Origin of the sequence: Robertkochia flava, from assembly GCF_020166515.1 — a bacterium.
Classification (GTDB): Bacteria; Bacteroidota; Bacteroidia; order Flavobacteriales; family Flavobacteriaceae; genus Robertkochia; species Robertkochia flava.
In genome coordinates this window covers 60666-74029 of the sequence record NZ_JAINZT010000005.1, presented here as the reverse complement: position 1 = coordinate 74029, position 13364 = coordinate 60666, and the positions used below count along the sequence as shown (strand labels likewise).

15 protein-coding genes and 1 pseudogene are annotated in these 13364 nt (G+C 43.4%); 13 read left to right on the top strand and 3 right to left on the bottom strand.

What is annotated here, in order from left to right; translation table 11 throughout:
- Positions 1-6 precede the first annotated feature (6 nt).
- The 10 genes and pseudogenes from K7R11_RS06795 to K7R11_RS06750 all read left to right on the top strand — a co-directional run bounded on the left by K7R11_RS06795 (position 7) and on the right by K7R11_RS06750 (position 8744).
- Positions 7-1137, top strand: coding sequence for an NAD(P)/FAD-dependent oxidoreductase (locus K7R11_RS06795; RefSeq protein WP_224489738.1), 1131 nt, complete (start codon positions 7-9; stop codon positions 1135-1137).
- On the top strand, positions 1137-1775 hold the full coding sequence (locus K7R11_RS06790; protein WP_317196471.1) for a methyltransferase domain-containing protein: 639 nt from the start codon (positions 1137-1139) through the stop codon (positions 1773-1775). Before K7R11_RS06795 ends, K7R11_RS06790 begins: the two co-directional genes overlap by 1 nt.
- A 72-nt stretch (positions 1776-1847) precedes the next feature.
- Positions 1848-2900, top strand: coding sequence for a type III polyketide synthase (locus tag K7R11_RS06785; protein WP_224489736.1), 1053 nt, complete (start codon positions 1848-1850; stop codon positions 2898-2900).
- A gap of 1 nt (position 2901) precedes the next feature.
- On the top strand, positions 2902-3696 hold the full coding sequence (locus K7R11_RS06780) for an SDR family oxidoreductase (RefSeq protein ID WP_224489732.1): 795 nt from the start codon (positions 2902-2904) through the stop codon (positions 3694-3696).
- A 1-nt stretch (position 3697) separates the two neighbouring features.
- A complete protein-coding gene (locus K7R11_RS06775) occupies positions 3698-4135 on the top strand; it encodes a 3-hydroxyacyl-ACP dehydratase FabZ family protein (protein WP_224489727.1) in 438 nt (145 codons plus the stop codon).
- A gap of 69 nt (positions 4136-4204) precedes the next feature.
- Positions 4205-5479 (top strand): beta-ketoacyl-[acyl-carrier-protein] synthase family protein, encoded by a 1275-nt coding sequence (locus tag K7R11_RS06770; RefSeq protein ID WP_224490229.1) that lies wholly within the window; start codon positions 4205-4207, stop codon positions 5477-5479.
- 15 nt (positions 5480-5494) lie between these two features.
- On the top strand, positions 5495-5746 hold the full coding sequence (locus tag K7R11_RS06765) for an acyl carrier protein (RefSeq protein WP_224489700.1): 252 nt from the start codon (positions 5495-5497) through the stop codon (positions 5744-5746).
- On the top strand, positions 5746-6288 hold the full coding sequence (locus K7R11_RS06760; RefSeq protein WP_224490228.1) for a 4'-phosphopantetheinyl transferase family protein: 543 nt from the start codon (positions 5746-5748) through the stop codon (positions 6286-6288). Before K7R11_RS06765 ends, K7R11_RS06760 begins: the two co-directional genes overlap by 1 nt.
- Positions 6289-6474: 186 nt before the next feature.
- The gene (locus K7R11_RS06755) at positions 6475-6891 is read left to right on the top strand and encodes a DUF4174 domain-containing protein (protein ID WP_224489679.1); all 417 of its coding nucleotides are present in this window, start codon (positions 6475-6477) and stop codon (positions 6889-6891) included.
- Between the two features lie 10 nt (positions 6892-6901).
- Positions 6902-8744: pseudogene (locus K7R11_RS06750) on the top strand (ABC transporter ATP-binding protein).
- A gap of 21 nt (positions 8745-8765) precedes the next feature.
- Here the strand turns inward: K7R11_RS06750 and K7R11_RS06745 are convergent.
- From K7R11_RS06745 to K7R11_RS06735, 3 genes are all read right to left on the bottom strand, one after another.
- Positions 8766-8948: a hypothetical protein gene (locus K7R11_RS06745; protein ID WP_224489677.1), complete on the bottom strand. Its 183-nt coding sequence runs from the start codon at positions 8946-8948 to the stop codon at positions 8766-8768.
- 24 nt (positions 8949-8972) lie between these two features.
- Positions 8973-9806 (bottom strand): VOC family protein, encoded by an 834-nt coding sequence (locus K7R11_RS06740; protein ID WP_224489675.1) that lies wholly within the window; start codon positions 9804-9806, stop codon positions 8973-8975.
- Between the two features lie 230 nt (positions 9807-10036).
- Positions 10037-11383 (bottom strand): FAD-dependent oxidoreductase, encoded by a 1347-nt coding sequence (locus K7R11_RS06735; protein WP_224489673.1) that lies wholly within the window; start codon positions 11381-11383, stop codon positions 10037-10039.
- Between the two features lie 221 nt (positions 11384-11604).
- Here K7R11_RS06735 and K7R11_RS06730 point away from each other — a divergent pair, with 221 nt between their 5' ends.
- From K7R11_RS06730 to K7R11_RS06720, 3 genes are all read left to right on the top strand, one after another.
- On the top strand, positions 11605-11847 hold the full coding sequence (locus K7R11_RS06730; RefSeq protein WP_224489671.1) for a hypothetical protein: 243 nt from the start codon (positions 11605-11607) through the stop codon (positions 11845-11847).
- Positions 11848-11922: 75 nt separating this feature from the next.
- Positions 11923-12117: a DUF2256 domain-containing protein gene (locus K7R11_RS06725; RefSeq protein WP_410528193.1), complete on the top strand. Its 195-nt coding sequence runs from the start codon at positions 11923-11925 to the stop codon at positions 12115-12117.
- Positions 12042-13355, top strand: a complete 1314-nt coding sequence (locus tag K7R11_RS06720) for a DASH family cryptochrome (protein WP_224489668.1) — start codon at positions 12042-12044, stop codon at positions 13353-13355. The genes K7R11_RS06725 and K7R11_RS06720 overlap by 76 nt, the downstream gene beginning before the upstream one ends.
- The last annotated feature ends 9 nt before the right edge of the window (positions 13356-13364 follow it).

The window sequence follows — 13364 nt, the reverse complement described above, 5'->3', positions numbered from 1 at the left end:
TTGTAAATGACAAGTAAACGATTTGAAGTGATAATTATTGGAGGAGGACTGGCCGGGTTAACGTGTGCCATTCATTTGGGAAAGTATAATTTCAAGGTACTTCTTATTGAAAAAAACAATTATCCCAAACACAAGGTCTGTGGTGAATATATATCTAATGAAGTATTACCGTATTTAAACCAGTTAGGGTTCGACCCATTTAAATTTGGTGCCCAACGCATCACCCATTTTGAGCTGACCACTCATAACAACAAGACCATTAAGGCTGAATTACCCCTTGGCGGATTTGGAATGAGCCGATATGAAATGGATTTCCAGCTCTACCAATTAGCATTGAGGCAAGGGGTTTGCGTAGAGAAGGATACTGTGAACGATGTAGTGTTTGAAAATGATTCTTTTCAAGTGCATACCAAATCCAATCAAAACTTCGATGCTAAAGTGGTCATCGGGGCCTTTGGGAAAAGATCTAATTTAGATCTTAAGTTACAGCGTTCTTTCATTGCGCAGAAATCGCCATACCTGGGTATAAAGGTTCATGTATCCGGTAATTTTCCTGAAAACAAGGTGGCCCTTCACAATTTTAAAGGGGGGTATTGCGGGGTATCCAAAGTTGAGAACGGCCAAATTAATCTGTGCTACATAACCAACTATAAGGCATTTAAGAACTATAAGGATATCGACGCGTTTCAAAATGAAATTATTTTCAAAAATCTTGCCTTAAAGAAAATTTTCCTCAATTCCATTCCTGAATTTGATAATCCATTGGTCATCAGTCAAATTTCCTTTTTGCCGAAAAATCCAATTGAAAACCATATGATTATGTGCGGTGATTCGGCGGGAATGATTCATCCGCTTTGTGGAAATGGCATGGCAATGGCCATAAGAAGTGCTCAATTGGCATCAGATCTGATTATTGACTATCATCATAAGAAAATAAATACAAGAGCAGAATTGGAACGACAGTATGCCAAAACCTGGAATAATACGTTCAGGCTGAGGTTAAAAACAGGTCGTGTGATCGCCTATTTATTCAGTCAGGATTGGTTGGCACCAAAATTACTTGTAATTTTAAGATATGTGCCCTTTTTGGTTCCCTTGATAATTAGAATGACACATGGAAAACCTATGAAAGCTTAATGAGGTTATTTGCAGATACTACAAGCAGAAGCAATTCGACGGAACTCATGGATGATTTTTCCATGAAAGGGGAGTTACTTCGTGACAGCCTGGAAAAACTGGGAACAATTAACAGGTGGTTAGGGGGAAACTCCACAACCCTGGATGGTCTGCGTTATTTACTGAAAGGACAGCCCAAAGACCAAACCTATACCATCATAGATTTAGGTTGTGGTCATGGGAATATGTTAAGACTGGTTGCTGAATATGGCAGAAAACATAAGTATTCTTTTAATCTGATCGGCATTGATGCCAACCAGGACGCCATTAGCTATGCCTTAGAGCTTTCCGAAGATTATGGTGAAGTTTCATTCAAGAACCTGGATGTTTTTTCCGAGGAATTCCAAACCTTCAAATACGATATTGTGCTTTCCACCTTGTTTCTCCATCATTTGAATCAGGAAGAAATCCATTCACTTTTACAAACATTGACCTCGAAGGCAGGCCTGGGCATCGTTATCAATGATTTACATCGAAATAAAGTAGCCTACGGATTGTTTAAACTGTTGGGCCTGGTGATTTCAAACCCTATGATCGTACAGGATGGTTTGACCTCTATTTTAAGAGGATTCAAGCGTCGTGAGTTGGAAAACATTTAAAAGCAACTGAATCTTGAATCTAAAATTTGTTGGAAATGGGCATTCCGCTACCAATGGCTAATTAAATCCTGAATGGCAGTAAAAATAACATCGGTTGCAAAGCAGCTTCCAAAATATACAAGAGAAACCAAGGATATTTTACCCTTTGTAGAATTCTGGCTCGAGGGGCAGGAAGAACGTTTTAAGCGCAAAGTCCTTAAGATTTTCGAGAACGCAGCGGTTGACAGGCGTTATTCCATTATGGATGCTGAAGAGGTGTTCTTAAGAACTTCATTCGAAGAAAAAAATAACCTTTACGCCCACGAAGCCATAAAACTGGCAGAAAACAGCTTAATGAAGGCTTTGTACAAGGCGCATTTGGCTCCGGCAGACCTGGACTATATCATAACAGTTAGCTGCACGGGTATCATGATTCCGTCCCTGGACGCTTATCTGATCAATCGTTTAAAGTTAAAGCAGGATATTGTTCGATTGCCGGTGACCGAAATGGGATGTGCAGCAGGGATCTCCGGCATCTTGTATGCAAAAAACTTTTTGAAGGCCAATCCCAACAAAAGGGCTGCTGTTATTGCTGTCGAGTCACCCACTGCAACATTTCAGCTGGACGATTATTCGATGGCCAACATTGTAAGTGCGGCGATTTTTGGTGATGGGTGCGCAAGCGTAATTCTTTCGTCTTACCAGGATGAGGTTGGCCCGGAGATCAGGGATGAAGCCATGTATCACTTCTATGATGCGGAACATATGATGGGATTTAAATTAAGGAATACAGGATTGCAGATGATCTTAGACCCATCGGTTCCTCAGACCATAGCCGATCACTTTCCTAATATTATTTATCCCTTTCTTGAGAACAATGATCTGACTATTGAAGATATTGATCATTTGATTTTTCATCCCGGAGGAAAGAAAATTTTACAGACAGTAGAGGATTTATTTGGTGCTTTAGGCAAGAACATCAATGATACAAAAGAAGTTTTACGGCTGTATGGGAATATGAGCAGTGCCACGGTATTATATGTTATGGAAAGGTTTATGGACAAAAAGCTGCCAAAGGGAGATAAAGGAATAATGCTAAGTTTTGGACCGGGTTTTTCCGCCCAGAGCATACTATTAGAGTGGTAAGATGAAAGAATTCAAAGATAAAAATTATTGGGCCTTGATACTTGGCGGCAGCAGTGGCCTGGGTTTGGCAACTGCCAAAAAATTGGCCAGGCATGGCATGAATATTTGTATCGTACACCGAAATCCCAGAATTCAGGAAGAAGCCATATTAAAAGAATTTAATCGCATAGAGCAAGAGGGTGTAAAATTCAAGGCATTCAACAGTGATGCATTTAAGGTAGAGAAAAGAGAGGCTATTGTTCAGGAATTGCAATCGATCTTAGGGGGGGATCAAAAAATACGTACCATGGTCCATAGTTTGGCCAAAGGCAACCTGAAATCCATGGTTTCCGACGAAAAAGAAGTTCTGCAACACCAGGACTTTGTCCTGACCATAGCATCCATGGGAATTAGTTTGTACGACTGGGCCAAATCAATTTTTGAAGCAAATTTGTTTGCAGACGATGCACGGATATTAAGTTTTACCAGCGAAGGAACTTCCAGGGTCTGGAATGGATATGCGGCGGTTTCGGCGGCCAAAGTTACACTGGAGGCTATTACCCGAAATCTGGCATACGAGTTTGCTCCCTATGGAATCAAGGCAAACTGTATTCAGGCAGGAGTAACAGACACTGCCTCTTTAAGAATGATTCCCGGAAGCGAAAAGATTATCAAGCATACTTTAAAACGAAATCCAAATAAACGCCTGACCACACCGGAGGACGTTTCAAACGCGGTGTACTTACTTTCAAAGGACGAGGCCTCCTGGATCACAGGTACGGTAATTCCTGTTGATGGCGGGGAACACCTAATTTAATATGAAAGCATCTGATATCATAGCATTATTACCTTATCAAAGACCTTTTTTGTTTGTTGACGATATCGGGATGATAACTGAAGATGCCATTGAAGGGCACTACACATTCAGGAGGGATGAATACTTTTACCAAGGGCATTTTAAAAACAATCCTGTTACCCCCGGTGTTATCCTTACCGAATGCATGGCACAGATTGGCTTGGTGTGTCTTGGAATTTACCTGATGAAAGATGAGTTAAAGAAAGATCTAAGCACACAAATCGCCTTGACCTCACATCAAATGGATTTTTATTTACCGGTGTTCCCCGGTCAAAAAGTAACTGTGTATTCAGAAAAAGAAGTGTTCCGCTTTAATAAATTAAAATGTAAGGTAAAAATGCTTACAGAAGATGGAGACCTGGTGGCAAGAGGAATAATTTCCGGAATGCTTAAGGCCTGAAGGATCTCTAAAAACAGACAATCACCGGTATTTTAAACAGATAAATTCCCAACGCTGATGGAAAATAATATAAACAAAAGAGTCGTCGTAACAGGTATGGGAGTAGTTGCACCCAATGGTGTTGGGATTCCTGAGTTCACCAAAGCGCTGCAAAATGGGACCTCGGGAATCACATTTCATCAAAAATTGAAAGACCTCAATTTTTCCTGTCAAATAGGAGGGGTTCCAAACCTTCCCCATGAATTGCAATCTCAATACTTTACAGATTTACAACTGAGAGGATTTAACAGTTCCGGGATATTGTATGGATGCATTGCCGGTATAGATGCCTGGAAGGACGCGGGATTTGAAACAGATCCCGATAGTGAACCGGATTATAATACCGGGCTCATTTTTGGAGCAGGGACGTCGGGTGTTGAAAAATTCCGGGAAGCGATATACAAACTCGATGGTGGCGAGGTAAGGCGCCTGGGGAGTACGGTAGTCCTCCAAACCATGACCAGCGGTATCAGCGCTTATTTAAGCGGTATGCTCGGGTTGGGAAATCAGGTCACCACAAATTCATCGGCATGTACAACCGGTACGGAAGCTATTTTGATGGGATATGACAGAATCAGGAGCGGAAACGCAAAACGGATGCTGGTGGGCAGCTGTAGTGATCATGGCCCCTATGTTTGGGGAGGTTTTGATGCTATGCGGGTAATGACCTACAAGCACAATGATGACCCGGAAAAAGGATCGCGACCCATGAGTGCGTCTGCCTCAGGTTTCGTACCCGGAAGCGGTGCAGGTGCCCTGGTATTGGAATCCTTGAAATCTGCAATGGAACGTGGTGCAACTGTTTATGCGGAGGTATTAGGGGGTGACATTAATGCTGGCGGACAACGCCAGGGAGGCAGCCTGACTGCGCCGAATCCAATAGCTGTACAGCGATGTATTAAAAATGCCTTAAAAAACTCTAAAATAAACCCGAATGAGGTGGATGCTATCAATGGTCATCTTACAGCCACATCTAAAGACGCTTTGGAAATTGAAAACTGGACCAGGGCACTGGGAAGAAAACACCAGGACTTTCCCCTGGTAAATTCTACAAAATCATTGGTTGGCCATTGCCTGGCCGCTGCAGGATCAATTGAATGTGTAGCCAGTATCCTGCAACTACAGGAGCAATTTATCGCTCCAAATGCGAATTGTGAAGATCTGCACGAAGATATTAAGAAACTCATCGATGTTTCAAGGGTACCCCAGCAGGCAATTAATCGGGATATTGAGGTTATTGCCAAGGCCAGTTTCGGGTTTGGAGATGTCAATGCATGTGTTTTATTTAAGCGATTTATAGCGTAACTTACCATAAAAAATATGACAAAGGAACAATTGATCACCAAATTAAAACCACTGATTGAACCATATGTTCAAGATGAAGAAGCTTTCAAAAACTTGTCCGAAGACACAGATTTCGTCAAAGATCTCAAAGTAAACTCGGCAAACCTTGTGGATATCATATTGGATATTGAGGATGAATTTGATATCCGTTTGGAAAATGAGGACATGGAACAAATGCTAGACGTAAAATCTGCCATGGAAATAATTGCTGTAAAACTTGGCATTTGATGGTGGGGAATGATATTGTTGATCTTAACGAAGCGCGGCATGCTTCTAACTGGCAACGGGCAAGATTCCTGGATAAGCTTTTTACAGAATTAGAGCAAAGTTATATCAGGGATGCCAAAAACCCTTTTATTATGGTTTGGCGATTATGGAGTATAAAAGAAGCTTCCTACAAACTGCACACCCAAATGTACCCTGCCCGTTTTTATAATCCCAAAGGATTCGAATGTACCCTGGATAAGAATTCCGCAACTGCAAAATTCAAGAATTTTCAATGTCATGTTCAAACTAGGGTTACCTCAGCATATGTGATTTCTGAGGCGCACCTGGATAAAAAAAAATTGAGTTCTGTAATCGTAAAATTCAAGGGACCCGGTCAAAAGGCCCAAAGTGAAGAACTAACAACAAGATTGTTGAAATATGCAGGAGGTGCTTACCAGCTTAATAAGAATACATTGGGCATCCCGGCCTTGAGCAATGGAGAAGAACATCGCTATGTAAGCCTGACCCATCACGGCAGCTATGGAGCCTTTGCAATAAGCTGATGGTTGAATCACGACCTAATATTCACATATTAGTTAAAGATTGATCCGATTTAATTTTTTGATCCCTTTTAAAAATTCACCATAGATTCATAAAAAGACTGCCCTCGGCGGTCTTTTTTTGCATTGCTGTTACAGTTGTAATTCTGCCTTAATTCGTAAATTACAGAATCGCACAAGAATTTCCTCATGAGCATTTCTCTGGTTCTGATACTATTGAGCACCACATTGACACAGGAATTTACTCCGGAGCAGTTCCGGTGGAAAAATCGCTTACTGATAATTGTCACCCCAAATCATGAACCTCCCGGTATTTCAGAGCACTACCAGTTATTTTCTAAAGCGCCGGAAGCCAACACAGACAGGGACCTCCTGATCATTACATTGTCGGGAGATAAGGTCTGGATCGGCAATACAGCAACGACCGCCTCTGCCGGGGTTTGGAGAACCCATTTCAGTATTTCTCCCCGGTATTCCGGAGTTATCCTGGTCGGGAAGGATGGCAGCGTTAAACTTAAAGAGGAGAAAATCACTTCTCCGGGAGTGGTTTATGACCGTATTGACAGCATGCCTATGCGAAAACAGGAGATGAGTAAAAAGAATTAAACCGACTCCCTTGGCCAGACACAACCTTAAATCCATAAAAGACCTGAATGCCGGCAAGCCCTCCTTTCGGGCTTCCTTTTCGGCCTTCCGCTTCATTCCCCGGTTTTTTAAGGAGATCTGGGAGCATCACAGCAGGATGTTTCTCCTCAACTTTACCGCCCGGCTCATAAACGCATTCTCCCCCGTAGCTATTTTATGGACCGGGAAGCTCATCATTGACGAGATCGTTACCCAGATGAACAACACCTCCCCATCGACAGACCTGCTCTGGAAATATGTAGCTCTTGAATTTGCTATCGTATTGTTTGCCGACCTGGTGAACAGGGCAATCACCCTTACCGACGGGCTATTGGGCGATCTTTACGCGAACGCCTCTTCCATCAGGATCATAAAAAAAACCAGTGAGATCGGGATCAGTGAGCTGGAAGACCCGGATTTTTACGATAAACTGGAAAGGGCCCGAACCCAAACCAGCAGCAGGGTCAACCTGTTATCTAATATCCTGGGACAATTTCAAAGCCTGGTAAGTATGGTCTCCCTTATCGCCGGTCTCATCTATTTTGAGCCCTGGCTCATTGCCCTTCTTATCGTTAGCATCATACCTTCCTTTATCAATGAGATCCATTTTAGTGCCACCTCCTATTCCCTGGCCCGCAGCTGGACCACAGAACGCAGGGAACTGGACTACCTTCGTTATATAGGGGCCAACGACAAAACGGCCCGGGAGATCAAACTATTCGGATTGACAGGTTTCATCGCCGACCGCTTTAAAAGATTATCTGATGAATATTACAACCTGAATAAAAAACTTGCCATTAAGCGCACAGCATATGCAGGTGTTTTTTAATCTTTTAGGGACCCTCTCCTATTATGCAGCTTATGTACTTATTATTACCAGGGTGCTTAACGGGGTCCTCACCCTTGGAGAACTCACCTTTTTAAGTGGTGCGTTTAACCGCCTGAGAAATAACCTTCAGGCTTTTTTCTTCCGGCTTACCAGAATAGCAGAAAGTGCGTTATACCTGAAAGACTATTTCGACTTTACCGATCTGAAACCTAAAGAGACCTCCCCTGATACCAGCAAACTTCCTAAAGGGATTACCGACGGATTCGTGTTTGAAAATGTGTCTTTTGCCTATCCCGGAAGCAACCAGAAGGTACTGGACAATATCAGTTTTAAATTAATGGCTGGTGAAAAAATGGCATTTGTGGGTGAAAACGGTGCGGGAAAAACCACCCTCATCAAGCTGTTACTCCGGTTTTATGAGCCATCATCAGGACGCATCCTCCTGGACGGGACCGATATCAGTACCTTCGACCGGGTGGCGTATCAGAAGATGTTTGGGGTGATTTTTCAGGATTTCTTCCGTTATGAATTTACGGTCAAAGAAAATATAGCCGTTGGCAAGATCGAAGCACTCGATGACCTGGATAAAATAACGGAGGCGGCACGACTTAGCCTGGCCTCGGAAGTTGTGGAAGAACTGGAACACGGATTTGAGCAACAACTGGGCAAACGCTTTAAAAAAGGAATTGAACTCTCGGGCGGACAATGGCAAAAAATAGCCCTGGCCCGCGCATACATGAAGGATGCAGATATGCTTATTCTGGACGAACCTACTTCGGCCCTGGATGCCAAGGCCGAGTTTGAGGTATTTCAACGCTTTATGGAACTTACCCGGGGTAAAACGAGCATCATCATTTCTCACCGTTTTAGTACGGTACGAATGGCAGATCGTATTTTGGTGCTAAAACACGGGCGGATCCTGGAAACCGGCACGCATGAAGCACTCATGAAGAACAAATCTCTGTATGCCGAATTGTTTTCTCTTCAGGCAGCCGGATACAGGTAGTTCATTAAAGTGTACGGTAATTTACCACCTACCTCCGTTATAAACTCCCATACTGATGTTGGGCTGCACCCTTGGCCCCCCCGGGCCCCAAACCACATCGACCCCGGCACTGGTTCCCCACCTTGCATTCCCGCAGCCAGCAAAACCTGCACCAATTAACATCAGAACAAAAACAACAGCTATCAGATATCTCAATTTTTTCATTTTCTTACCTATTTAAATTTCCTTTTACCTTTTCTGTACACAAACCATAGCCCCCTGTGGATCCTGGAATATCCCAACATTGCCGTTTCTTACCTCAGCAGCGGGTTCCAGTACGATAAAAGCGCCCTCCTCTTTTGCCTTTGCGATGGAACCCGGAGGATCTTCTGACTGTACATAAGGCACCCATTGTGTACCCTCGTTGGTGATCGGATTCTGTATCATTCCCGCCAGCTTGGTATCCCCGGAATGAAACACCCAATAGGGTTTCTCATTAGCGCTTGTACTTTCTGTATTCACGCCAAATACCGCCTCATAAAAGGATTGTGAAGATTCCGGGGAATCTGCCCATAATTCAGACCATAACCAGTGATTATTCCCTGTTACCATTCCTGCAGCAAACCCGGCATCGGCATTTCCTATAAATGAAAATTCTTCTCCATCAGCCCCCTCCATAATTACCTGGGTGCCCCGTCCGGGAATTTCAGCAGGAGGTAAAACGACCCTTCCGCCACTCTTTTGCACAATATCAACACGTTTCTTCAGGTTATCCACCAGGATTGCCTTGATCCATACCGCGGAATTTGCCCCCGGCACCTCTATGACGCCCCCAATTCGCATATCTCCGGAATATATGGTAGCCAGCCGTAATCCCTTAACTTCCACATCCTTAAAAGTCCATCCGAAGACAGCGGAATAAAACGCCATGGAGCTATCCAAATCCGGGGTTACCAGGTCATGCCATATGAAATTTTCTGCGGAGGTAATTGGCCTTGCAGGTTCGGGAGAAAGATCGAATGCAGTTAAACTCAGAAATAACAAGACTGCCAGGCTACACTTAAGATGATTTTTTAGTTTCATTGTTGATCGTATTTTAATATCGGTATTAGCGGTTGCAGCTAAAGGGGAAAGCACCAACCATGCCTTAAAGATATAACAACTTTGCAGAAAATACCAACAACTAATTGATTATCAATATCTTACAATTGTGATTTTAAAATACTTAAGGTGTAGCATAATGTTCACAACATTCAAGTGGATATGGCCTCTGGCCTGGAAACACCAATAGAGACAACCGGGGAGTAAGAAGGTTATTGCGCTTCGAGAAGCTCAAGAATTCTTTGTTCAACGTCCCTGGAATTCCAGTGTTCATGAATTCCTTCCATCTTCATGACCTCATCCATGATTCGCTGCTGCTGCCTGTCTTCTTCGAGAGCCTCAGCATAGGGTTTTGTGCTGAAGGTAACCCTGGAGTATAATGGAATCCACTTGTTGGGATACTTCTCAGAAAACCACTTCTCGATCTTTTTTCTTAAGAGAAAATCCGTATCTGCCGTTTTGGAACTCATCTCCATAAAATTGCTGAGACTAAGTTCCGCAATGGCATCAGCATTGGGTTTACGAATTTCTTCATAGCGTTTAAAGATGGTTTCCCAATCATCCTCATGCACATTCATGAGATCATTCAATAAGGTGATATCTTCAAACCCCGCATTCATGCCCTGACCGTAAAACGGAACAATGGCATGGGCAGAATCGCCCACAAGTGCCACCTTATCCCAGTAGGTCCACGGGAAACACTTTATGGTAACCAGCGTACTGGTAGGATTTTTAAAGAAGTAGTGCTTCAGGTTCTGGATCTCATCCCTGACATCGGAAAAGTAATGACTGAAAAAGGCTTCTACGGTACTCTCATCCTTCAGCGCTGCAAAGGAGTTTTCTCCTTCAAGCGGCATGAACAGCGTACAGGTAAAAGAACCGTCGAGATTGGGAAGGGCGATCAGCATGAATTTCCCCCTTGGCCATATGTGAAGGGAATTCTTCTCCAGCTTATGGCTGCCGTCGGGATTTGCCGGGATGGTTAATTCTTTATATCCGGCCTCCAAAAACTGCTGACTGTAGTTAAAGAGACTGCGGCGCTGCATTTTATGACGTACCCGCGAAAAGGCACCATCGGCACCAAAAACGTGGTCATAAGGGACCGGGGTCCAGGGTTCATTTTCCTGTTCGCCAAGATATATGGTGGCTTTTGGCAGCTCCACATCCCAAACTTTGGAATTGAAGAGAAACCGGGCCCCGGAGGCTTCTGCCAGATCGATCATCTTTTTATTGAGCACGCCCCGGGAGATCGAATAGATGGCCTCCCCTTCCTTTCCGTAATACTGGAAATACATCTCCCCCTCCATTGGATGTATCGCCCTTTTATCCATAGGAATCCCCAATTTTCGAATCTCTTCTTCAATACCTACATTACCAAGGGCACTCCAGCCCCGGGTAGACATAGCAAGATTGATAGATCTTCCTGAAAATTCGGTTTGCCTGATATCGGACCTTCGGTCATAAACATCTACAGAATGACCTCTTTTCTTCAAATAGATCGCCAAAAGGCTCCCTACTAAACCACTGCCGATTACAGCAATATTTTTGGGCGTTTGCATAATAAATAAAAAAATTCCCGCTATAGCGGGTTCTCTTACAAAGTTAACAAATTATAATGGGTTATTCCCTGCTGATCTCATAAACCCTGATGCAGGAACAAGTTAGTTTTTACTTTCTAAGATTCCCCTTGCTATGCCGCTCGACACCCCGCATAAACACTTAAATAATAACTATTTAGTAATTTATTGTATCTTATAGGGAATCCAAAAACCGAAATATTATGGACGAAGCTAAACTTGAAAGGATGCGAAAGATCCTTTCAAAACTGGAAGACATTAAGAACACCCAGGAGAGCAGTATCGACAAAATCAACCACGTCATCACCGATCTGTTCCAACACCCTGATCCCAAACTTGAGAAAGTTATGGAGGATGCGCATCAGCGGGCATCAGATAATGTAGACATGGTTCGCGAAGCCATAAATCAATATGAGGAGCGCATCCAAAAAATGATTCCACAATAATTTTGTTTAATATTAACTATTAAACAGTTAAACAAATATTATCTTAGAGGACCGGTTCACCCGGTCCTTTTTCTTATGAAAAAAAAATCTAAAATGGATTTACCCGAAAAGGTCTGTATCGTATGCGGGCGCCCTTTCACGTGGAGAAAAAAATGGGAACGCGACTGGGACCGGGTAAAATATTGCAGCAAAAAATGCATAAAAAACAAAGGGCAAACGGAATCATCTGGTTCAGGAACAATCTCCGGGTTACAGACAACAAAAGTCTGAAGCGGGCCATAGAGGAATGTCAGACGGTAATCGCTGTTTATTTTTTTGACCCTCGCCAGTTTGCACCAACCCCCTGGGGATTCCCCAAAACCGGAGCACACAGGCTCAGATTTCTACTGGAGAGTCTTGAGGCGTTAAAGCAGGAATTACAGCGACTCCGTATACCCCTACATTTCCAGATCGGCACTCCTGAAAACCATTTGCCGGTCCTTGCAAAAAAATGGAAAGCAGAAGGTCTTTATACCCAAAAGGAATGGACCTCGGAAGAAGAAACAATAAATCGCAGCATTCGAAAGATGCCGAATCTGCACTTTAAGGAAGACTATGACCAATTCCTGATTCATCCGGACGACCTGCCCTACAAAGACATCCATGGGTTACCGGAGGTCTTTACCACCTTTCGCAAGACGGTGGAGAAAAATTGGTACGTAGCTCCGATAACCCTTCCGGAAGAAAAGCCTGCCCAGGAAAATATTCCCGACGATCTTTGCCAATCCCTTCCCACCCTTGAAAAGCTGGGTCTTACCCTTCCGGAGCCCGATTCGAGATCTGCATTTCCGTTTCAGGGAGGTACCGAAAATGCCCTGGAACGAATCGAACATTATTTCTGGAAAACCAAAAAACTCCAATACTACAAACGCACCAGGAACGGACTCTGCGGTATTGACTACAGCTCCAAATTATCGCCATGGCTGGCCAATGGAAGTATTTCTGCCAAAATGATCTTTCATGAAGTGAAAGCATTCGAAAAAAAGGTGATCAGCAACCAGGATACTTACTGGCTGATCTTTGAACTGTTATGGAGAGATTATTTTAAATACCTTTCTCTCAAGCATGGAAACCTCCTGTTTAAGTCCGGAGGAATAAAAAAAAGAAAATATACCTGGAATTTTGATGAGGCCGTTTTCCGCAAATGGACTGAGGGAAAAACAGGAAATGATTTTGTGGATGCCAATATGCTTGAACTCATTCAGACCGGATGGATGAGCAACCGCGGAAGACAAAATGTTGCATCCTATTGGGCTAAAGACCTGGAACAGGACTGGAGGGCAGGTGCGGCATGGTTTGAAAGCCTGCTGATCGATTACGATGTACACAGTAACTGGGGCAACTGGAACTACGTGAGTGGTGTTGGCAATGACCCAAGAGATCGAAAATTCAACACAAAATTGCAGGCCGAACGATACGATCCCTCCGGGACCTTTCGCAAACTCTGGTTGCAGAACCCGCTATTTTAAATGATATGC

Bases quoted from the DNA above. Each gene is read 5' to 3' on its own strand.
- K7R11_RS06760 (WP_224490228.1), top strand. From the start codon at position 5,746: ATGGTGGGGAATGATATTGTTGATCTTAACGAAGCGCGGCATGCTTCT.
- K7R11_RS06735 (WP_224489673.1), bottom strand. From the start codon at position 11,383: ATGCAAACGCCCAAAAATATTGCTGTAATCGGCAGTGGTTTAGTAGGG.
- K7R11_RS06725 (WP_410528193.1), top strand. From the start codon at position 11,923: ATGAAAAAAAAATCTAAAATGGATTTACCCGAAAAGGTCTGTATCGTA.
- K7R11_RS06720 (WP_224489668.1), top strand. From the start codon at position 12,042: ATGCATAAAAAACAAAGGGCAAACGGAATCATCTGGTTCAGGAACAAT.
- K7R11_RS06775 (WP_224489727.1), top strand. From the start codon at position 3,698: ATGAAAGCATCTGATATCATAGCATTATTACCTTATCAAAGACCTTTT.
- K7R11_RS06730 (WP_224489671.1), top strand. From the start codon at position 11,605: ATGGACGAAGCTAAACTTGAAAGGATGCGAAAGATCCTTTCAAAACTG.
- K7R11_RS06780 (WP_224489732.1), top strand. From the start codon at position 2,902: ATGAAAGAATTCAAAGATAAAAATTATTGGGCCTTGATACTTGGCGGC.
- K7R11_RS06740 (WP_224489675.1), bottom strand. From the start codon at position 9,806: ATGAAACTAAAAAATCATCTTAAGTGTAGCCTGGCAGTCTTGTTATTT.
- K7R11_RS06795 (WP_224489738.1), top strand. From the start codon at position 7: ATGACAAGTAAACGATTTGAAGTGATAATTATTGGAGGAGGACTGGCC.
- K7R11_RS06765 (WP_224489700.1), top strand. From the start codon at position 5,495: ATGACAAAGGAACAATTGATCACCAAATTAAAACCACTGATTGAACCA.
- K7R11_RS06745 (WP_224489677.1), bottom strand. From the start codon at position 8,948: ATGAAAAAATTGAGATATCTGATAGCTGTTGTTTTTGTTCTGATGTTA.
- K7R11_RS06785 (WP_224489736.1), top strand. From the start codon at position 1,848: ATGGCAGTAAAAATAACATCGGTTGCAAAGCAGCTTCCAAAATATACA.
- K7R11_RS06790 (WP_317196471.1), top strand. From the start codon at position 1,137: ATGAGGTTATTTGCAGATACTACAAGCAGAAGCAATTCGACGGAACTC.
- K7R11_RS06755 (WP_224489679.1), top strand. From the start codon at position 6,475: ATGAGCATTTCTCTGGTTCTGATACTATTGAGCACCACATTGACACAG.